We start from the raw sequence: 19,560 nt of genomic DNA on the forward strand, positions 1-19,560 counted from the left end.
GAGGGCTCTTGCCGTCCCCGCACGCTGCGGGGTTCTGCTCGGCGTCAAAGTGTAGACGGATGCCGTGCCTCAGAACCGCACCTGCCGCCCCTGCCCACTGCGTTCGGCCAGGTAATCCTGTGCGGCTTTCAGCTCACGCTGCACCAGCCGCAGCGACACGCCCAGGTGCTCGGCCACATCGCGCTGCTGCAGGCCGTCCACGCGGATCGCCAGCAATATCCGGCGGCGGCGCTCAGGCATCCGCTGCAGCAGGCCGACCATGTCTTCCAGCGCCATCTCCTGCTCGGCCGCCTGTGCCGGCCCCGGGCCGGGATCGGCCATGTCCATCAACGTATCCACTTCTTCCAGGCTCAGCAGGCGATGGTCGGCGCGCTGGCGGTCGATCACGGTGTTCATCGCCATGCGCAGCAGATACGCCGCAGGGTTCTGCACCGGGTCCAGGCGGTGTCGACGCGTGCTCAGGCGCATCCAGGTGTCCTGCAGCGCGTCGCCGGCCAGCTCTTCCGAGCCCAGCTTGCGCACCAGCCGGCGCTTCAGTTCGTCGTAGGCGCCCAGCAGATGGTCCATCAGGTCTACCGCCCCAGCCGTGCTGTTGCTCATGTTCGATTCCTTGACGTCATGGTTGGGGCGGGCGCCGGCCACAGTCGTGGCCCGCGCTGGAAGGACGGATCTGCAGGGTCACCGGCTGCGGCAGCGCAGCAGCATCGGCGCCCAGCCGCAGGGCCTGCATCGCCTGCAGAAGGCGCGCATCGCGGCGTGCGCTGCCACTGCCGGCAAGCAGTTCGGGTTCCTGCACCTGGCCATCGTTGGCAATGCGGAAGCGCAGCGTCGCCGCATAGGCTCCCGGCGCCAGGTCAGGATCGCCACAGAAAGCGGTGCGCAGCCGTTGCTGCAGGTCGCCGAAGCGGCGACGCTGCCCCAGGTCGGCGGCCACATCGGTCAGGGAGGATCCGGTGGCCGCGTGTGCACCGCGGCGCAGCACCACGCGTTGTGCACCGATCAGCTCGGCTTCGACACCCGTGTCCTGCAGCACCACCTGCAACGCCTGCAGCGGCGGCAGGCTGGCCTGCAGCGGATGGCTGCTGCGGCCCGTGCCGAGATCGCCGGGATACATCACCGACCACCCACTGACGACACTGAAGCGCTCGACCGCCTGTTCAAGCGGTTGCGCGGGAATGTCATAGGAACGGATGTCGTCCTGTGCGGCAGCAGCGAAGGCGAACAGCAACCCGGCGGCGGCGGCCACCCTCCAACGTCTGATCGCATGCTGTCCATTCAGCCCCCTGACGTAGAACACATGACCCTCGGCAGCGACATCAGCTGCAGCGGCGGAGCGCGGTGCGACCAGGTGGGTCGACCTGCACACGGCCGGCAAGCGGGTCAAACCGTAGCGGCGTCACGTGTCATTGCGATGACGGCGGCGCGCAGGGGACGCGCCGGGCCGGTTCAGACCGGCAGTTCAGTGGTCTGCTTGATCCGCTGCATGGGGATTTCGGTCTTGGTGTTCTGCACCCCGGCGATGCGGTTCAGGTGCTGTATCTGGAACTGCCGGTACGCGTCGAGGTCGGCCACCGCCACCCGCAGCAGGAAGTCACAGTCGCCAGCCATCAGATGGCATTCAAGTACTTCCGGGAAGGACTTGATGCTGTTGATGAAGTGATTGGTGGTGTCTTCGTCCTGGCCGCGCAGCCAGACACGGACGAACACGGTGAACCCCCGTCCGATCCTCGCCGCATTCAGCAGGGCCACGTAGCGATCGATGTAGCCGCCCTCTTCCAACAGGCGAACCCGGCGCAGGCAGGCCGACGGCGAGAGCCCCACCTGGCGGGACAGCTCCAGGTTCTGCAGGCGACCATCGCGCTGCAGGGCGTCCAGGATGCGACGATCCAGGTTGTCGAGCTGGTACTGCATGGAATTCCACTCCTTGACCGGATCACCGCATGATATTGCACATTCGGCCGAACCAATGGCATCAACGCAACCCGATTTCGTGATCGGACCGTTAGCATGGGTCACCCCCACTCGTTGTTGATCCATGGACGCCCGAACCACCCTGCCCCTGCCTGATCCCGCCTGCGACACCGCACCACGCGCCGAGTTCCTGCGCGGCCTGCGCGCCGCCGTACCGGTGATGATCGGCTTCATTCCCTTTGCCCTGGTGCTCGGCGCCCAGGCCGCGCAGAAGGGCCTGTCGGCGCTGGAAGTGCCGCTGATGACCGGCCTCAACTTCGCTGGCGGGTCTGAATTCGCCGCGGTCGAACTGTGGACCTCGCCGCCGCACATCGCGCTGATCGTGGCGATCACCGCGCTGGTCAACAGCCGCCACCTGTTGATGGGCGCCAGCCTGGCACCGTTGCTGCAGCACCTGCCGCGCCGTCGCGTGCTGCCGGCGCTGTTCTTCATGTGCGATGAAAGCTGGGCACTGGGCGTGGCCGATGCGCGCCGTCGCGCACTGGGCTTCAGCCTGGCCTACTACCTCGGCGTATCGGCCGGCCTGTACACCGTGTGGGTGCTGTGCACCGCGCTGGGCGCGATCGTCGGCCCGCTGCTCGGCGACATCCATGCCTACGGCTTCGACATGGCCTTCCCCGCCGTGTTCCTGGTGCTGCTGCGTGGCATGTGGCAAGGCATGCGCGCCGCCCGGCCATGGCTGGTCAGCCTGGTGGTGGCAGCGGGCACCTACCTGCTGGTGCCCGGCGCCTGGTACGTGGCCAGCGGCGCGCTGGCCGGCCTTGCTGCCGCCTGGCTGCTGGCGGAGGACGCGGCATGATCTTCAACGGCCTGATCCACTGGACCTCGGTGCTGACCATCATCCTGATGGCTGCCGCCACCTATCTCACCCGCATCATCGGTTTTCTCGCGCTGCGCAACCGCACCCTGAGCAAGCGCGCGGTAACGGTGATGGAAGCCGCCCCGGGCTGCGTGCTGATCTCGGTGATCGCCCCGGACTTCGTGGCCGACAAGCCGGCCGACCTGGCCGCGCTGGCCATCACGTTACTGGCGGCCACGCGGCTGTCGATGCTGCCGACGGTGCTGATCGGCGTGGTATCGGCGGGGGTGCTGCGGTATGTGATGGGGTGAGCGGCAGAGGACAACCCGCGCCGACAGTCAGCCTCCAGATGCAACACGTCTGATTGTGCGTGCGCCGGGGCGTCTGCAAGGATGCATCCACCGCCTTGGAAGGGTGATCTCCTGCAGATGGAATCCTGGTTGCGGCACACCACAGGCGCAGCAGCGTTGCTGCTCTGCACCAGTGCGTGCAATACCCTCGATACTCCCCCGCGCGATAGTGTCGGCGCGGACGGAGCGTTTGCGACGCTCCTGCGCGGCAACGCCTCCCAGCTGAGCGTTGGCACCGCGTCGGTGTTGCCCGGCCAGGAGAGTTCCGAACAGACGACGCGCTCGCATACTTGCCAACTGGAAACAATCGCAGTGGTGGTGCGCTGGGTCGAACCCAGCCTATCCGCTGGGCAGGCCGTGAATCTATGCACTGCCGCCGCCCACGCGGCGCGGCAACCGCTCCACGGCGCAGACCTGAACGATACGCCGGTCCGCTATCAGGTCACGATCGTCAGCGACGGTGGCGGCATCTGGCAACAGCCCGCCAGGCCGGCACGACCAGAACTGGTGGTGGCGTTCTGGTTTCCCGCCGGCGACGATGCCGATGCACTGCGCGAGCGCGTGATCTCCACCACCGCGCACGAATTCCACCATATCGCCACCGCGATGGCAGGCCAGCGTCGATGGGGCGCGCACCGGGAACCGGAGGCATACCTCGCCGGGGCATGTGCGCTGCTGGCGATTGAAGGTGAGCTTCGGCGCGAACAGCTTCCCGGCCGCCATGATCCCCGCGCTGACAGCCTGCTGCCGGCGGCTGCACGCCGCTCTGGAAATGCCGGCAACGCGATCGGCCGGTCGTTGCAGGCATTCTTCAGCGGTGATCATATGCAACGCGATGACGAAGACGGGCGCGCACTGCTGCGGTACTGCCAGCAGAGCATCGGATTCCCCGGCATCGCCCGCTAGCGCCGCCCCTTCGCCCCCCCTGCGACAGCCGGTCGCAGCCCCCTCCCGGCGCACGCTTGACCTATATCAATCCGCCCACCGCCACGGGCGCGTATCTCTATGCAGGAACCCAATACGCCGGCGTCACCGGCATCCAAAGGACCTGCGATGAGCTACACCCCCGACAACGCCCAGCTGCTCAACGCCATGCAGAACGTGATGGTGATCTCCACCACCGACCTGCAGGGCAACATCACCTATGCCAACGACCTGTTCTGCACGCTCACCGGGTTCGCGCGCGAGGAACTGATCGGCCAGCCGCACAGCATCGTCCGCCATCCGGACGTGCCCAAGGCCGTCTACAAGGATATGTGGGACACCATCAAGGCCGGCAAGACCTGGACCGGCATCGTGCCGAACCTGGGCAAGGGCGGCGTGCTCTACGTGGTCGACACCACCGTGCAGCCGCTGTTCGATGCCGAGGGCAACATCACCTCGTACATCAGCATCCGCCGCGTGGTGAACGACCTGATGCAGAACTACGACCTGGTCGAGTTCAGCAAGGAAAAGTTCGACGACTTCTACGAGGCTGCGTGAACGCCATTCCCACACGCACGCCCATCAGCCGGCTGCTGGTGGGTTTCGCCTCCGAGTCGGGCAACGCCCGCGCCCTGGCCCAGCGCCTGGGCGCGGACCCGGACCTGCAGCCGCATGGGCCGCAGGTCCTGCCGTTCAATGACATCGATGTGGCCAGCCTCGGCCACGGCGATGTGCTGCTGGCCATCTCCAGCTCGTTCGGCGACGGCGAGCCGCCGGCCAACGGCGAGCGCTTCTTCGAGTCGCTGCGCCAGGCGCCCGCCCTGCCCGGACTGCGCTATGCGGTGTTCGGCCTGGGGGATACCGGCTACCCCAGCTTCTGCGGCTTCACCAAGGCGCTGGATGCGGCGCTGAGCGAGCGTCAGGCCCAACCACTGCTGCACCGTGTCGACGCTGATCTGGGCTACGAGCAGTTCTTCCAGCAGTGGCGCCCGGTGCTGGGCCAGGTTCTGGAGGGTGATGCGGCCGCAGGCCAGGATCTGCGCCTGCAGGTGACGGCCTATGGCGAAGACAATGCCTTCAACGCCCGCATCGTCGAACGGCGACGCCTGAGCCATGGTGACCCTGCCGCCTGGCACCTGCAGCTGGACATCGCCGGCAGCGGCATGGTCTACCGGGCCGGCGACACCCTGCATCTGGTTCCGGAAAACGATCCGGCATTGCTGCAGGCACTGACCAGATGGTATGGCGATTCCAGCGCCGTCGACGCCCTGCGCGACCGCGAGCTGCGCCTGCTCAGCAAGGGCGTGCTGCGCGAGTTGGCAAAGCTGGGCGGCAGCGACGTACTGAAGGGCCTGCTGAAGATCAGCCAGAAGCGCGAGCTGGACGCCTACCTGCATGGCCTGGACCTGCTGGACGTGCTGCAGGACCACGCCAGCCCGGACAGCGTGCCGCTGGCCCGCCTGCGTGAACTCCTGTCACCACGCCTGCCCCGTGCCTATTCCATCGCCTCGCATCCGCACGATGATCAGCTGAGCCTGTGCGTGCGCGAGGTGCGCTACACCCTGCGTGGCCGCGAACGCTTCGGCACCGCCACCGGCAGCCTGCTGCACGGCGGCGACACAGCCCGTGTGTACTGCCGCTCCAATCCGGGCTTTCACCTGCCCGACAGCGGCGACGCGCCCCTGCTGCTGGTCGGCACTGGTACCGGCATCGCCCCTCTGATGGGCCTGATGCAGGAACTGCAGGCTACCGGCGACGCACGGGAGGTCCATCTGGTGTTCGGCGAGAAGCATCGCGAGCACGACTTCCTGTACCGCGAGCAGCTTCAGGACTGGCAGGCGCGTGGCGTACTGGCTGGCCTGCACACCGCGTTCTCGCGCGATGCCGCGCAGAAGGTCTATGTGCAGCATGTGCTGCAGCAGCAGGCCGCGCAGATGCAGGATGTGCTGGCCCGTGGCGGCCACATCTACCTGTGTGGCAACAAGAGCCACCTGGAAGGTGCGGTGCGTGCAGCCATCGACGCGATCGGCGGTGACGGCCATTGGGATGCCCTGCGCGGCGAGGGCCGCACCCACTGCGAGCTGTATTGAGGCGCCTCGCCCAGGGGTAGAGCCGGCCGCTGGCCGGCTGCTCCGGATTCCGTGGTTGCCGGCCAGCGGCCGGCACTACCATCACAGGTCAATCGCCGACGATTCGCCCATCCACCACCCGTGCAACCTGCTGGCCGAACACCGCCACGTCCTGATTGAACCGCCCTTCGGGTAGTGCCGGCCGCTGGCCGGCTGCTCCGGATTCCGTGGTTGCCGGCCAGCGGCCGGCACTACCATCACAGGTCAATCGCCGACGATTCGCCCATCCACCACGCGCGCTACCTGCTGGCCGAACACCGCTACGTCCTGCGGATCGTGGCTGATCAGCAGCAGCGGAATACCGGTTTCATCCAGCACGGTTTCCAGCTCTTGTCGCAGGTGCTGGCGCAGGTCGTGGTCGAGCGCTGCGAACGGCTCGTCCAGCAGCAAGGCCTGCGGCCGGGTCACCAGCGCTCGTGCCAACGCCGTACGCTGGCGCTGGCCACCGGATACCTGTGACGGCAGCAGATCCGCCACATGCTCGATACGGAACGCCTGCAACCACTGCTCAACTGCCTCGATACGGGTCCCGCGCCGCGGATTCAACCAACCCCGCTCAAGCCCGAACGCCACGTTCTGGCGCACGCTCAGGTGCGGGAACAGCGCGTAATCCTGGAACACATATCCCAAGCGACGACGCTGCGGTGGCAGATCAATCCCAGCACCTGCATCGAACAACGCCTGCCCGTGCAGGCGCACATGTCCGTGCTCCGGGCGCAACAGACCGGCCACCGCTTTCAGCGTCAGGCTCTTGCCGGCGCCCGAGGGCCCGAACAGCACCACCTGCCGCTGCTTACACTGCAGTGCCACGTCCAGTTCGAAGGTCTGGCCGGATGCCTGCAATCGCCGCTGCACCTGCAGGTCAAGCCACATCGCGCAGCTCCCGGCGGCGCCCGCCCACCAGCCGTGCGGCCAGCAGCAGGATCACGATGCATACCACCGACGTCAGGATCACCAGCGCATTCGCCTTGCCATCCTGCCCCGCCTGCACCGCTTCATAGATGGCGATCGACAAGGTCTGCGTGCGGCCCGGAATGCTGCCGGCCACCATCAGCGTGGCGCCGAACTCACCCATCGCCCGTGCGAACGCCAGCAGCAGGCCAGCCAGAATTCCGCGCCATGCCAGCGGCAGGGTAATGCGGAAGAACACCGCGGCTTCGGACACGCCCAGCGTGCGCGCGGCCTGCTCCAACTGACCATCCACTTCTTCGAATGCGGCGCGTGCCGGCTTGAACACCAGCGGCAGTGACGCTACCGCGGCAGCGATCACCGCCGCCTGCCAGGTAAATACCAGGTTGATACCGAACCACGACTGCAGCCAGGCACCGATCGGGCCATTGCGCCCGATCAGCACCAGCAGGTAGTAGCCCAGCACCGTCGGTGGCAGCACCATCGGCAGGGTCAGTATCGAATCCAGCAGTTCGCGGCCGGGAAAGCGCCGTCGCGCCAGCAGCGCGCCAAGTGCCACGCCTGCTACGAGATTGATCGCGGTGGCCCAGCCGGCCACCTTCAACGACAACCCCAGTGCACTCCAGTCCAGGTCCATCCGTCAGGGCTTGCCGAACCCGTGCTTCTGCAGGATCGCCTGGCCCTGCGCCGAGCGAACGAACGCCGCGAAGCGCTTGGCTTCCACCGGCTGCGTGCTGGCCTGCACCACCGCGAGCGGATAGGCGATGCGTCCGGCAACCGGAACGTCGAACGCGCGCCGCACGCGATCCGGCATCGCCTGCGCGTCGGTAGCGTAGACAAAGCCCGCATCCACCTCGCCCCGTGCCACGTAATCCAGCGACTGCCGCACGTTCTGCGTACTGATCACCTTGCCCTGCACTGCCGGCCACAGCTTTGCGGCCTGCAGCGCACCCTGCGCGTAGCGGCCCACCGGCACGCTGTCCGGGTTGCCCAGTGCAATGCGCTGCACGCCGGCACCCGCCAGATCGGCCAGTGCGCGCGGCGGCGCCTTCGCCTGCGGCGGCACCACCACCCACAGCGCGTTCACTGCGAAGACCGCACGCGTACCCGCTGCCAGCAGCTTCTGCTGCGCCGCCTGGTCCATCGTTGTTTCATCGGCCGAGGCGAACACATCCACCGGCGCGCCCCGCGCGATCTGCTGCAGCAGCACGCCGGAAGCAGCAAAGTTGAAGTCGACCTTGCTGCCCGGGTTTGCCTTCTCATAGGCGGCGCCCAGCTCGCGGAAGCTCTCGGTCAGGCTGGATGCCGCCGACACGGTCAGGTTGCCCGCCCACGCAGGCAGCGAGACCAGCAGCCCCAGAAACACCATTGCGCATCGCTTCATCGTCGCCTCCCAGGCCAGGTTCAATCGGGGTCGTTCTCATCTGCAACGGCCAGCGCCGCCAGCCGGTCGGGTTGCAACAGCAGGATCTCGCGCTGCTTCACCGCAATCACACCGTCATCGCTCAGCCGCCGCAGCACCCGGCTGGCCGTCTCCGGCGCCATCCGCAGATAGTTGGCGATCTCGGTGCGGGCCATGGTCAGGTTGAAGCGGGTCGCGGAAAAACCACGCCGTGCATAACGGGCCGACATATCCAGCAGGAACGCCGCCATCCGCTCTTCGGTGCGGTGGTTGGCCGCCAGCGTGGCGACCTTGCCAATCTCCGCACTGAGCAGGCTGAACAGCTTCGCCTGCAGCCCCGGCATGCGGGTGGCCAGCAGGCTCAACTTGGGGAACGAAATGCGGCACAGGTGCACCGTATCCAGTGCCACCGCGTTGCAGGGGAAACGCGAGCCATGAATCGCGTTGAGCCCGATCACCTCGCCCGGCAGCGCAAAGCCCAGCACCTGTTCGTTGCCCTGGCTGTCATCGACGAAGGTCTTGACCATGCCTGCGCGCACCGCCGCGATGGAATCGAAGGCCTCTCCCGCGCGGAAAATGTAGTCGCCCGCATGGAACGGCCCTACATGGTCAACCAGCACATGCAGTTCGCCCAGCGCCGTCTTGTCATAGCCCTGCGACATGCACGCATCGGAGAAGGCACAGGTGCTGCAGAAATGCAGCGCATCGCCATCATCGGCGGCGGCGGGATTCGGCGTGGTGCGGCCGGGTCTGGCCTGGGAAGGCGGAGTCGAAGACATCGGGACAGCACTCAAGCGATGGCGGCCGCCGGCCGGAAGCATGCGGCCATCATACGCCACAGCAACCGCCCTTCCTCGGCCAGGCGAAGCACGCCGCCGTCCCAGCGCGCCCAGCCACGCGCGAGCAGCGGTGCGAGTGCGGGCAGGGTCTCGGCGAAGCATTCATCGAACGGAACATCATTGCGCCACTCGAAGGCGGCAGCATCCAGCGCATGGTCGCAGGCGATGCTCTGCGCGACCTCGGCAGCCAGGCGTTCCCCCTCGGACAGGATCAGGCCCGCGGCCACGCCCATATGCCCCGCGTGCAGGCGGGCCTGCCAGCGCGCCAGGTCATCTTCCGTCCGGTAGAACACCTCACCGATCTGGCTGCATGCCGCAAGGCCGATGCCGATGAAATCGCTGCGATCGCGGCGCGGCACGCCGGCCAGATCGCAATGACGCTGACCGTCACCCGGGCCGTTCGGATCCGGCAGGTCGCCGCGCTGGTGATGGTCACCACCGATACCCACATAGCCCGCCTCGCGCAGCAATCGCCACGCCTGCAGCCAGCGTTCCGATGAGGGATGCTCAGGCAGCGCGCATGGCGCCGGCAGCAGCACGCGCTCGGGCGCATCTGCCAGCACGGCCTGCAATCGCCCGATGAATCCCGCATCCTCCGCCGCAGGTACACGCAACTGGTAGTAGCGCGCGGTAAAGCCCGCGTCGCGCGCCTGCGCCAGCACTGCCGGGCCAGGTGCATCGGCACGATCGATCACGTTCAGCCGGGTGCAGCCCACCGCGCGCAGTTGTGCCGGCGCCACGGCGCTGCCGGCATCCAGCCGCACCTCCACCTGCGGCCGGGCCACGGTGCGCAGGTGCCGCGGCACTGCATCCAGCAACTGCCCCAGCAGCGCCGGCGGCAGTGCTTCGGCAAGGCCCAGCTGCAGCACCATCGCCACCACCTCACGGTCCTCGGCCAGAACATCAGCCTGCAGGCGCAACGCGGCCAGCAACGTGTCCAGATAGCGTTCGGCCGGCACGTCGCGGCCCATGCGGCCGGTCTGGAAACCCAGCGTCAGTCCACGCGGAATCAGGTGCTCGTTGCTGGCGCGCACGGCGGCACGCCAGCCGCTTTCACCGAAGCCGGCACTGAACTGGTCGGGCGGCGGAAACAGCACGTGGCGGGGTTGCCGCAGCAATGCCGCCTGCAGCGCAGTGTCCTCGCTCGCATCAACATGGAAGCTCATGGCGGTCATCCTCGCGCGTTCCTCTTCGCACAGCCCTGATCGAAATCAAGCGTGACGCATTGCCCTGAGGTTGCCGGCCAGCGGCCGGCACCACCATTCAGGTGCCGCGCGCACGATCGACCGCCGCCGCATCGATGGCCTCCGGCAGGTCGGTCTCGCGATCGATCTGCGGGAAGTGTCGACGCTCCATCCGGCGGATGGCGAAGTGCATCCACGCCAGCGCGGCGGACACCACCACGAACAGCAGCATGAAACAGCTGCTCCAGATACCCAGCGCATCGTTCAACGCACCGAACACGATCGGCAGGATGAAGCCACCAAGGCCACCGATCATGCCCACCACGCCGCCCACCGCCCCCACGTGCCGGGGGTAATACACCGGGATGTGCTTGTAGACCGCAGCCTTGCCCAGTGACATGAAGAAGCCCAGCACGAACACCAGCACGGTGAACATCACCACGCCAATGGCCAGGTGGAAGTGGATCGGACCATGGATGCCCTTCACCACGTACTCGGTATCGGGGTAGGCCAGCAGGAACGTACAGATGGCCGAGACGCCGAAGGTCCAGTACATCACCCGGCGCGCCCCCATCCGGTCCGACATCCAGCCGCCCACCACGCGGAACAGGCTGGCCGGGATCGAATAGCACGCGGCCAGCATGCCGGCGGTGCCGACGTCCATGCCGTACGCGCCCACCAGGTAATGCGGCAGCCACAGCGCCAGTGCCACGAAGCCACCGAACACGAAGAAGTAATACAACGAGAACCGCCATACCTGCAGATTCTTCAACGGTGCCATCTGTTCTGCGAACGGCACCGGCTTCACCCCATCACGGCGCCGCTTCTCCAGCGAGGGGTCTTCCTTGCTGAACAGGAAAAACAGCACCGCCGTGATCGCCAGTGCCACTGCCCACACCTTGGCCACCATCATCCAGCCCGCCGCCACCATCACCATCGGCGCCAGCAGTTTGGTGACTGCCGCACCGATGTTGCCGGCACCGAAGATGCCCAGCGCCGTGCCCTGCTTGCTGGCCGGGAAGAACTTGGACACGTAGGCCACGCCTACCGAAAAATTGCCACCGGCAATGCCCACGCACAACGCGGCGAACAGGAATTGCGGGTAGGTGTGCGCATGGGTCAGCATCCAGGTGGCGACCGCGCCACACAGCATCACCAGCGCCATCACCTTGCGGCCACCGAACTGGTCGGACCAGATGCCCAGGAACACACGGCTGACCGAGCCGGTCAGCACCGGGGTGGCGATCAGCAGGCCGAACTGGGTGTCGGTCAGGCCCAGCTGCTCGCTGATCTGGATACCGATGATGGAGAAGATCATCCACACCGCAAAGCACACGGTGAACGCGAACGTGCTCAGCCACAGCGCACGCTGCTGCTGCCCGGCACTGGCGGGGGCAAGGGCCTGGTTCATGCAACCTCCTTCCTCAAGAGTGGGTCAGCCGATTTCGGCTTCGGCTTCGATCTCATCCAGCCCGCGTACCGGGTAGCGCTCCTGCAGCTGCAACAGGTAGGCCTGCACTTCGCGCTGGCGCACCTGCAGCTCCAGGTAGTCACGGATCTGTGGCAGCACTGCGTCGAACGGCAGCGGCTGCCCTTCCTCGCGCCCATCGATGCTGACCACGTGGTAGCCCCAGCGTGATTCCACCGGGAAGCCGGCCAGGCCCTCGCGCAGGCGGAACACCTGGCGATCGAACTCCGGCGTGGTCTGCCCACGCTGCAGCCAACCCAGGTCACCGCCCTCGCTGCTCGACGGGCAGCGCGAATGGCGCAGGGCGAAGTCGGCGAACAGGTGCGGCGCTTCCTTCAGTTCATTGGCCAAGCGCTCGCCCTCGGTGCGCGCCTCCAGGCGCCCGGCCACATCATCGGCCGGCGCGGCCAGCAGGATATGGCGCAGGCGCACGCGGTCCGGCGAGCGGAATCGTTCCGGGTTCTGTTCGAAATACCGTTGGCAGTCCTCGTCGGTCGGCACCCGGTCTTCAATTGCGTCTTCCAGCAGTTGCTGGATCAGCACTTCCTCATCGCTTACCCGGCCGCCGGCTGGCGCCAGCAGGCCCAGGCGCTGTGCTTCCAATCGCAGCAGTTCACGCACCACCAGTGCGCGTGCCGCCTCGGCACGCGACTGTTCCGGGCGCAGCGCCCGATGGTGTTGCATCTCGCGGGCGATGTCGGCCTCGCTGATCGCCGTGTCCTCCACGAACAACCGGCACGGTGCCGGTTGCCCAAGCGAGCGCGGACCCTGCTCTGCCCCGTCATGCTGGTGCTGGTGGGCCTCGGCCGGAACAGGCTGGGTGGAATCGATCACGGTGATCGGCAGGAACTTCGGCAGGCTGCCCATGGCTTACTCCCGCGGTCCGTAACGCAGCGCCGCCTGGCGACGGCGCACCACTTGGTATGGCCGCCACAGATAGCTGACCGGAATGCTCCAGACGTGCACCAGACGGGTGAACGGCGCGATCAGGAACAGGGTCAGGCCCAGGAAGATGTGCATCTTGTAGACCCAGCTGACGCCCTCGATGTAGTCAGCGGCACCGGCACGGAAGGTCACGATGTGCTGCGCCCACTCGGCCAGCTGCACCATCACCCCACCGTCCAGATGTCCAGCCGACACGCGGATGCTGTACAGGCCAAGACAGAGCTGGGCGAACAGCAGCACCAGCACCAGGGTGTCGCCGAAGCTGCCGGTGGCGCGCACGCGGGCGTTGGTCAGGCGGCGCACCAGCAGGATGCTGATGCCGATGAAGCACAACGCACCGAACACGCCGCCCACCACCATCGCCAGCATCTGCTTCTGCGAGGAGGTGATGAAGTGCTCGTACACCACGTGTGGGGTCAGCAGGCCCACCAGATGACCACCCAGGATGGCCAGGATGCCGATGTGGAAGCAGTTGCTGCCGATCCGCATGCCCTTGTCCGACAGCATCTGGCTGGAACCGGTGCGCCAGGTGTACATGGCCTTGTCATAGCGCGCCCAGCTGCCGATCAGCAGCACCGCCACGGCGATGTATGGGTAGTACTGGAAAGCGAATTGATGCAGGTAGTAGTTCATGGCTGGACCTCTCGATGCACAGGGCGGGCCGGTGAGCGTGTCGGTGGCTTGCAGTCTTCGGCAGGAGCTTCGGCGCCGAAACGCACGGCTTCCTCTTCCCACAGCTTGTCCATCGCCTCGGCCGTATCGTCGCGGGGCTCTTCGCTGGCGCGTTGCCGCAGCGCCTCCAGGTTGACCTTGCCGTCGCCGGCCTCCACCAGGATCTCCAGCAGCGGCACATGTGGCAGCTCGCGCTCGGCGGCGCGCGCGGCCAGCATCCCGGCGATGTGGCCGATGTGGTGCAGCCACTCCCGCGCCTCTGCCTCAGGACGATGCGCCAGGAACTCCAGCAACAGCGGCAGGTAGTCCGGCAGTTCGCGTGCATCCAGCTCGAAGCCGTGCTTGCGGTAGGTTTCCACCAGATCGACCATGGCCTGGCCACGGTCACGCGATTCGCCGTGGATGTGTTCGAACAGCAGCAGGCTCATCGAACGGCCGCGGTCGAAGGTTGCCAGCCACGCGGCCTGCGCATCCAGCGGATCGCTGTCCAGCAACTGCTGCACGAAGCCGCGCAGCTGCCTGCGCCGCGTCGGCGTCAGTGCCACCTCGTCACAGGCCGCCAGCAGTTCCCCGCCGTGCTGCCACAGTTCCTCGCGGGGGTAATCCAGCAGCACCCCCACCAGCTTCAGAACGCTCATCAGACCACCTCCTTGCGGCGGTGGTTGGGCCCGTTGTTCACCACGAAGCTGGTGCTCTTGCGCTGCCCGAACAGGTCGGCCGGGCTGTCGCCGTTGCAGCCGTTGCCGAAGGTGAAGCCGCAGCCGCCGCGTTCGCCGAACGCGTCGTTGGCGTACTCGCGGTGAGCGCTGGGAATCACGAAACGGTCCTCGTAGTTGGCAATGGCCAGGTAGCGGTACATCTCTTCAACCTGGGCCACGGTCAGTCCGGCCTGGTCCAGCACAGCGGTGTCCTCAACGCCGTCCACGTTCTTGGCCCGGCGCCAGGCGCGCATCGCCATCAGGCGTTCCAGCGCACGCACCACCGGTGCCTCGTCACCGGCCGTCAGCATGTTGGCCAGGTAGCGCACCGGAATGCGCAGCGAGGCCACGTCCGGCAACTCGCCACTCATGCCGATGCGGCCACGTTCGGCGGCCGACTGGATCGGCGACAACGGCGGCACATACCAGACCATCGGCAGCGTGCGGTACTCCGGGTGCAGCGGCAGGGCTAGCTTCCAGTCGATGGCCATCTTGTAGACCGGCGACTGCTTGGCCGATTCCAGCCAGCTGTCCGGAATGCCTTCCGCACGTGCGGCGGCAATCACCGCCGGGTCATGCGGGTCCAGGAAGATGTCCAGGTGGGCCTGGTACAGATCCTTTTCGGCGGCCACCGATGCGGCCTCGGCAATGCGGTCGGCGTCGTACAGCATCACGCCCAGGTAGCGGATGCGGCCGACACAGGTTTCCGAACAGATCGTCGGCTCACCCATCTCGATGCGCGGGTAGCAGAAGATGCACTTCTCAGACTTGCCGCTCTTCCAGTTGTAATAGATCTTCTTGTACGGGCATGCCGACACGCACATGCGCCAGCCACGGCACTTGTCCTGGTCGATCAGCACGATGCCGTCTTCTTCGCGCTTGTAGATCGCGCCCGATGGGCACGCCGACACGCACGCCGGGTTCAGGCAGTGCTCGCACAGGCGCGGCAGGTACATCATGAAGGTCTTTTCGAAGGCGCCGTAGATCTCCTTCTGCACTTCATTGAAGTTGTAGTCTCGCGAGCGCTTGCTGAACTCCGAGCCCAGGATCTCCTCCCAGTTCGGGCCCCACTCGATCTTCTGCATGCGCTCGCCACTGATCAGCGAGCGCGGCCTTGCGGTCGGCTGGTGCTGGCTGTCCTTGGCGGTGTGCAGGTTCTGGTAGTCGAAGTCAAACGGCTCGTAGTAATCGTCGATCTGCGGCAGGTCCGGGTTGGCGAAGATCTTGGCCAGCATCCGCCAGCGACCGCCAGCGCGTGGCACCAGCTTGCCGCTGCCGGTACGCACCCAGCCGCCGTTCCACTTCTCCTGGTTTTCCCATTCCTTCGGATAGCCGATGCCCGGCTTGGTTTCAACGTTGTTGAACCAGGCGTACTCGACACCCTCGCGCGAGGTCCAGACGTTCTTGCAGGTGATCGAGCAGGTGTGGCAGCCGATGCACTTGTCCAGGTTCAGCACCATCGCGATCTGTGCACGGACCTTCATCACACCACCTCCTTGGCGGCGGCCGGGACGGCCTCGCCATCCAGCCAATCCACCTTGTCCATCTTGCGCACGATCACGAACTCGTCGCGGTTGGTGCCGCAGGTGCCGTAGTAGTTGAAACCGTAGGCCAGCTGCGCGTAGCCACCGATCATGTGGGTCGGCTTGAGCACGATGCGGGTCACCGAGTTGTGGATGCCGCCGCGGGTACCGGAAATCTCCGAACCCGGTACGTTGATGATGCGTTCCTGGGCGTGGTACATCATCGCCATGCCCGGCATCACGCGCTGGCTGACCACCGCACGTGCGGCGATCGCGCCGTTGACGTTGAACAGCTCGATCCAGTCGTTGTCAACGATGCCGGCACTGTGCGCGTCGTCCTCGCTGATCCACACGATCGGGCCACCGCGCGACAGCGTCTGCATGATCAGGTTGTCGCTGTAGGTGCTGTGGATGCCCCACTTCTGGTGCGGGGTGATCCAGTTCAGCACGATCTCCTTGTTGCCGTTCGAGCGCTGGTTGAGCAGCGGCTCGATGGTGCGGGTGTTGACCGGCGGCCGGTAGCTCATGAAGGCCTCGCCGAAGTCGATCATCCACTCATGGTCCTGGTAGAACTGCTGGCGGCCGGTCACCGTGCGCCACGGAATCAGCTCGTGCACATTGGTGTAGCCCGCGTTGTAGCTGACGTTGTCGTCTTCCAGCCCGGACCAGATCGGCGAGGAGATGATCTTGCGCGGCTGCGCCTGGATGTCACGGAAGCGGATCGCCTCGTGCTCCTTGCCCACCGCCAGATGGGTGTGCTCGCGGCCGGTGAAGCCGCCCAGCGATTCCCAGGCCTTCACCGCCACATGGCCATTGGTTTCCGGGGCCAGGTGCAGGATCACTTCGGCCGCGTCGATCGCGGTCGAGATGGCCGGCCGGCCCTGGCTGACGCCCTCCTCGTGCACGGTGTGGTTCAACTTGCCGAGGAACTCCACCTCGTGCTTCGTGTCCCAGTTCATGCCCTTGCCACCATTGCCGTGCTTGTCCAGCAGCGGCCCCAGCGAGGTGAACTTGCGATACAGGTTCGGGTAATCGCGCTCCACCACCGTCATCGACGGCATGGTCTGGCCGGGGATGGCCTCGCACTCGCCCTTCTTCCAGTCGGCCACGCCGAACGGCATGCCCAGCTCGTTGGGGGTGTCGTGCAGGGTCGGCACCAGCACCAGGTCCTTCTCCACCCCCAGCACGCCGGGCGCCATTTCGCTTACGGTGCGCGCAACCTCCTTGAAGATGTCCCAGTCACTGCGCGATTCCCACGCCGGGTCCACCGCCTTCGACAGCGGATGGATGAACGGATGCATGTCCGAGGTGTTGAGATCGTCCTTCTCGTACCAGGTGGCCGTCGGCAGCACGATGTCCGAATACAACGCGGTGGTACACATGCGGAAGTCCAGCGTCACCAGCAGGTCGAGCTTGCCTTCCGGCGCCTCGTCGCGCCACTTCACTTCCTCCGGCTTCACCGCCCCCATCTCGCCCAGGTCCTTGCCCTGCAGGCCGTGGCGGGTACCCAGCAGGTGCCGCAGCATGTACTCGTGGCCCTTGCCCGACGAACCCAGCAGGTTCGAGCGCCAGATGAACATCATCCGTGGGTGGTTCTGCTGCGCGTCCGGATCGGCAAAGGCGAAGTCCAGCGAACCGTCCTTGAACTTGCCCAGTGCGTAATCGGCAGGGGCCACGCCGGCCGCTTCGGCCTCGCGCACCAGCTGCAGCGGATTGCGGTCAAGCTGCGGCGCGCATGGCAACCAGCCCATGCGCACGGCGCGCAGGTTCAGGTCGGCCAGACTGCCGCTGTACTTGCTGGCGTCGGCCAGCGGTGACAGCAGCTCGTCCACCTGCAGCTTCTCGTAGCGCCACTGCCCGGTGTTGAAGTAGAAGAACGACGTACCGTTCATATGGCGCGGCGGCTTGCTCCAGTCCAGGCCGAACGCCAGCGGCTGCCAGCCGGTCTGCGGGCGCAGCTTTTCCTGGCCCACGTAGTGCGCCCAGCCGCCACCGGTCTGGCCCACGCAACCGCACATGATCAACATGTTGATCAGGCCGCGGTAGTTCATGTCGTTGTGGAACCAGTGGTTCATGCCCGCGCCGACGATGATCATCGAGCGGCCATGGGTCTTGTCGGCGGTACGCGCGAACTCGCGGGCGATCTCGATCACCTCGCCACGCGGCACGCCGGTGATGCGTTCCTGCCAGGCCGGCGTGCCCGGCACGTTCTCATCGAAGCTCGTGGCGACATTGGCGCCGCCGAAACCGCGGTCCACGCCGTACTGCGCCAGCAGCAGGTCATAGACCGTCGCCACCAGGGTCTCGCTGCCATCGGCCGTGGCCAGGCGGCGCACCGGGATGTTGCGGTCCAGTACTTCCTCGGCCGGGGCGGCCGTCCAGCCGTCACTCTCGATGCCACCGAAATACGGGAAGCTGACCGCCTCGATGCCATCGTTGGCATCGGACAGGCTCAAGCGCAGGCGCGTATCCGCCCCGTTGCTGGCCTTCTCCTCGATGTTCCAGCGACCCTTTTCGCCCCAGCGGAAACCGATCGAACCGTTCGGCACCACGATCTGGCCACTGGTCTCGTCGTAAGCGAGGGTCTTCCAGTCCGGGTTGTTGGCCTCGCCCAATCCACCCAGCTCACTGGCGCGCAGGAAACGCCCGGCCACCAGGCGGCCGTCGGCGCGACGCTCCAGGCGCACCAGCATCGGCATGTCCGAGTACTGGCGGCAGTAGTCCTGGAAGTACTGCGACGGTGAATCGACATGGAACTCGCGCAGGATCACGTGACCAAAGGCGAACGCCAACGCGGCGTCGGTGCCCTGCTTCGGGTGCAGCCAGTGATCGGTCAGCTTGGCCAGCTCGGAATAGTCCGGGCAGATCGAGACCGTCTTGGTGCCGTTGTAGCGCGCCTCGGTGAAGAAGTGCGCATCGGGTGTACGCGTCTGCGGCACGTTCGAGCCCCAGGCGATGATGTAGCGGCTGTTGTACCAGTCAGCCGATTCGGGCACGTCGGTCTGCTCGCCCCAGACCTGCGGCGAAGCCGGCGGCAGATCGCAATACCAGTCATAGAAGGACAGGCAGGCACCGCCCAGCAGCGACAGGTAACGCGCACCGGCGGCGTAGGACACCATCGACATCGCCGGAATCGGCGAGAAGCCGACCACGCGGTCCGGTCCGTACTGCTTCACCGTATACAGGTTGGAGGCCGCGATGATCTCGTTGGCCTCTTCCCAGTTCAGCCGCACGAAACCACCCATGCCGCGCCGGGTCTTGTACGAGCGCGCCTTTTCCTTGTCCTCCACGATGCTGGCCCACGCATCCACTGGCCCCTGGGTCCTGCGCGCTTCGCGCCACAGGCGCAGCAGCGTGCCGCGGATCAGCGGGTACTTCAGTCGGTTGGCGCTGTAGAGGTACCAGGAATAGCTGGCGCCACGCGGGCAGCCACGCGGTTCGTGGTTGGGCAGGTCCGGGCGCGTGCGCGGGTAATCGGTCTGCTGGGTTTCCCAGGTCACCAGGCCATTCTTGACGTAGATCTTCCAACTGCACGAACCGGTGCAGTTCACACCGTGGGTTGAACGCACGATCTTGTCGTACTGCCAGCGCTGGCGGTAACTGTTCTCCCAGTCACGGCCTTCGCTCTTGGCAAACCCATGGCCATCGGCAAAGGGCTGGGGGTCACGCTTGAAGAACTGCAAGCGATCAAGGAAATAACTCATCGGGGGTCTCCCTTTGCGGACATCTGCATCGTGGCTGTGTGTG

The 19,560-nt window shown here is 66.2% G+C and carries 19 protein-coding genes; 5 read left to right on the top strand and 14 right to left on the bottom strand.

Features of this window, described 5'->3' with window-relative positions:
• Nucleotides 1-69: 69 nt before the first annotated feature.
• The 3 genes from CR156_RS09585 to CR156_RS09595 all read right to left on the bottom strand — a co-directional run bounded on the left by CR156_RS09585 (nt 70) and on the right by CR156_RS09595 (nt 1,911).
• Nucleotides 70-600: an RNA polymerase sigma factor gene (locus CR156_RS09585; RefSeq protein WP_089237960.1), complete on the bottom strand. Its 531-nt coding sequence runs from the start codon at nt 598-600 to the stop codon at nt 70-72.
• A gap of 16 nt (nt 601-616) precedes the next feature.
• The gene (locus CR156_RS09590; protein WP_100554129.1) at nt 617-1,297 is read right to left on the bottom strand and encodes an STN domain-containing protein; all 681 of its coding nucleotides are present in this window, start codon (nt 1,295-1,297) and stop codon (nt 617-619) included.
• 149 nt (nt 1,298-1,446) lie between these two features.
• A complete protein-coding gene (locus CR156_RS09595) occupies nt 1,447-1,911 on the bottom strand; it encodes an Lrp/AsnC family transcriptional regulator (protein ID WP_025874361.1) in 465 nt (154 codons plus the stop codon).
• Nucleotides 1,912-2,035: 124 nt separating this feature from the next.
• Here CR156_RS09595 and CR156_RS09600 point away from each other — a divergent pair, with 124 nt between their 5' ends.
• From CR156_RS09600 to CR156_RS09620, 5 genes are all read left to right on the top strand, one after another.
• The gene (locus tag CR156_RS09600; protein ID WP_100552679.1) at nt 2,036-2,770 is read left to right on the top strand and encodes an AzlC family ABC transporter permease; all 735 of its coding nucleotides are present in this window, start codon (nt 2,036-2,038) and stop codon (nt 2,768-2,770) included.
• Nucleotides 2,767-3,081, top strand: coding sequence for an AzlD family protein (locus CR156_RS09605; RefSeq protein ID WP_033831264.1), 315 nt, complete (start codon nt 2,767-2,769; stop codon nt 3,079-3,081). Before CR156_RS09600 ends, CR156_RS09605 begins: the two co-directional genes overlap by 4 nt.
• A 117-nt stretch (nt 3,082-3,198) precedes the next feature.
• On the top strand, nt 3,199-4,026 hold the full coding sequence (locus CR156_RS09610; RefSeq protein ID WP_133120074.1) for a hypothetical protein: 828 nt from the start codon (nt 3,199-3,201) through the stop codon (nt 4,024-4,026).
• 147 nt (nt 4,027-4,173) lie between these two features.
• Nucleotides 4,174-4,602 (top strand): PAS domain-containing protein, encoded by a 429-nt coding sequence (locus CR156_RS09615; protein ID WP_032128130.1) that lies wholly within the window; start codon nt 4,174-4,176, stop codon nt 4,600-4,602.
• A complete protein-coding gene (locus CR156_RS09620; RefSeq protein ID WP_100552681.1) occupies nt 4,599-6,134 on the top strand; it encodes a diflavin oxidoreductase in 1,536 nt (511 codons plus the stop codon). Before CR156_RS09615 ends, CR156_RS09620 begins: the two co-directional genes overlap by 4 nt.
• 243 nt (nt 6,135-6,377) lie before the next feature.
• On the opposite strand, the gene CR156_RS09625 is transcribed toward CR156_RS09620, so the two are convergent.
• From CR156_RS09625 to CR156_RS09675, 11 genes are all read right to left on the bottom strand, one after another.
• Complete coding sequence (locus CR156_RS09625) at nt 6,378-7,046, bottom strand: sulfate/molybdate ABC transporter ATP-binding protein (RefSeq protein WP_100552682.1); 669 nt, start codon at nt 7,044-7,046, stop codon at nt 6,378-6,380.
• Entirely contained in the window at nt 7,036-7,719 is a 684-nt protein-coding gene (gene modB, locus CR156_RS09630) for a molybdate ABC transporter permease subunit (protein WP_089235839.1), read from the bottom strand. Before modB ends, CR156_RS09625 begins: the two co-directional genes overlap by 11 nt.
• A gap of 3 nt (nt 7,720-7,722) precedes the next feature.
• Nucleotides 7,723-8,466, bottom strand: a complete 744-nt coding sequence (gene modA, locus CR156_RS09635) for a molybdate ABC transporter substrate-binding protein (RefSeq protein WP_100552683.1) — start codon at nt 8,464-8,466, stop codon at nt 7,723-7,725.
• Between the two features lie 20 nt (nt 8,467-8,486).
• On the bottom strand, nt 8,487-9,263 hold the full coding sequence (locus CR156_RS09640) for a helix-turn-helix domain-containing protein (protein ID WP_089235841.1): 777 nt from the start codon (nt 9,261-9,263) through the stop codon (nt 8,487-8,489).
• An 11-nt stretch (nt 9,264-9,274) separates the two neighbouring features.
• Nucleotides 9,275-10,489 (bottom strand): coproporphyrinogen III oxidase, encoded by a 1,215-nt coding sequence (locus CR156_RS09645; protein WP_100554130.1) that lies wholly within the window; start codon nt 10,487-10,489, stop codon nt 9,275-9,277.
• 97 nt (nt 10,490-10,586) lie between these two features.
• The gene (locus tag CR156_RS09650) at nt 10,587-11,918 is read right to left on the bottom strand and encodes an MFS transporter (protein WP_100552684.1); all 1,332 of its coding nucleotides are present in this window, start codon (nt 11,916-11,918) and stop codon (nt 10,587-10,589) included.
• Nucleotides 11,919-11,942: 24 nt separating this feature from the next.
• Nucleotides 11,943-12,842, bottom strand: coding sequence for a peptidylprolyl isomerase (locus CR156_RS09655; RefSeq protein ID WP_099818662.1), 900 nt, complete (start codon nt 12,840-12,842; stop codon nt 11,943-11,945).
• A 3-nt stretch (nt 12,843-12,845) separates the two neighbouring features.
• The gene (gene narI, locus CR156_RS09660; RefSeq protein WP_100552685.1) at nt 12,846-13,553 is read right to left on the bottom strand and encodes a respiratory nitrate reductase subunit gamma; all 708 of its coding nucleotides are present in this window, start codon (nt 13,551-13,553) and stop codon (nt 12,846-12,848) included.
• Nucleotides 13,550-14,230: a nitrate reductase molybdenum cofactor assembly chaperone gene (narJ, locus tag CR156_RS09665; protein WP_100552686.1), complete on the bottom strand. Its 681-nt coding sequence runs from the start codon at nt 14,228-14,230 to the stop codon at nt 13,550-13,552. Before narJ ends, narI begins: the two co-directional genes overlap by 4 nt.
• On the bottom strand, nt 14,230-15,774 hold the full coding sequence (gene narH, locus CR156_RS09670; RefSeq protein ID WP_100552687.1) for a nitrate reductase subunit beta: 1,545 nt from the start codon (nt 15,772-15,774) through the stop codon (nt 14,230-14,232). The genes narJ and narH overlap by 1 nt, the downstream gene beginning before the upstream one ends.
• Nucleotides 15,774-19,517, bottom strand: a complete 3,744-nt coding sequence (locus CR156_RS09675; RefSeq protein ID WP_100552688.1) for a nitrate reductase subunit alpha — start codon at nt 19,515-19,517, stop codon at nt 15,774-15,776. Before CR156_RS09675 ends, narH begins: the two co-directional genes overlap by 1 nt.
• Nucleotides 19,518-19,560: the final 43 nt, after the last annotated feature.

It is taken from the genome of Stenotrophomonas lactitubi (genome assembly GCF_002803515.1).
GTDB lineage: Bacteria > Pseudomonadota > Gammaproteobacteria > Xanthomonadales > Xanthomonadaceae > Stenotrophomonas > Stenotrophomonas lactitubi.

Coding starts and splice junctions, on each gene's coding strand:
- CR156_RS09585 (WP_089237960.1), bottom strand. CDS start 600: ATGAGCAACAGCACGGCTGGGGCGGTAGACCTGATGGACCATCTGCTG.
- CR156_RS09595 (WP_025874361.1), bottom strand. CDS start 1,911: ATGCAGTACCAGCTCGACAACCTGGATCGTCGCATCCTGGACGCCCTG.
- CR156_RS09600 (WP_100552679.1), top strand. CDS start 2,036: ATGGACGCCCGAACCACCCTGCCCCTGCCTGATCCCGCCTGCGACACC.
- CR156_RS09605 (WP_033831264.1), top strand. CDS start 2,767: ATGATCTTCAACGGCCTGATCCACTGGACCTCGGTGCTGACCATCATC.
- CR156_RS09610 (WP_133120074.1), top strand. CDS start 3,199: ATGGAATCCTGGTTGCGGCACACCACAGGCGCAGCAGCGTTGCTGCTC.
- CR156_RS09615 (WP_032128130.1), top strand. CDS start 4,174: ATGAGCTACACCCCCGACAACGCCCAGCTGCTCAACGCCATGCAGAAC.
- CR156_RS09625 (WP_100552682.1), bottom strand. CDS start 7,046: ATGTGGCTTGACCTGCAGGTGCAGCGGCGATTGCAGGCATCCGGCCAG.
- modB (WP_089235839.1), bottom strand. CDS start 7,719: ATGGACCTGGACTGGAGTGCACTGGGGTTGTCGTTGAAGGTGGCCGGC.
- modA (WP_100552683.1), bottom strand. CDS start 8,466: ATGAAGCGATGCGCAATGGTGTTTCTGGGGCTGCTGGTCTCGCTGCCT.
- CR156_RS09640 (WP_089235841.1), bottom strand. CDS start 9,263: ATGTCTTCGACTCCGCCTTCCCAGGCCAGACCCGGCCGCACCACGCCG.
- CR156_RS09645 (WP_100554130.1), bottom strand. CDS start 10,489: ATGAGCTTCCATGTTGATGCGAGCGAGGACACTGCGCTGCAGGCGGCA.
- CR156_RS09650 (WP_100552684.1), bottom strand. CDS start 11,918: ATGAACCAGGCCCTTGCCCCCGCCAGTGCCGGGCAGCAGCAGCGTGCG.
- CR156_RS09655 (WP_099818662.1), bottom strand. CDS start 12,842: ATGGGCAGCCTGCCGAAGTTCCTGCCGATCACCGTGATCGATTCCACC.
- narI (WP_100552685.1), bottom strand. CDS start 13,553: ATGAACTACTACCTGCATCAATTCGCTTTCCAGTACTACCCATACATC.
- narJ (WP_100552686.1), bottom strand. CDS start 14,230: ATGAGCGTTCTGAAGCTGGTGGGGGTGCTGCTGGATTACCCCCGCGAG.
- narH (WP_100552687.1), bottom strand. CDS start 15,774: ATGAAGGTCCGTGCACAGATCGCGATGGTGCTGAACCTGGACAAGTGC.
- CR156_RS09675 (WP_100552688.1), bottom strand. CDS start 19,517: ATGAGTTATTTCCTTGATCGCTTGCAGTTCTTCAAGCGTGACCCCCAG.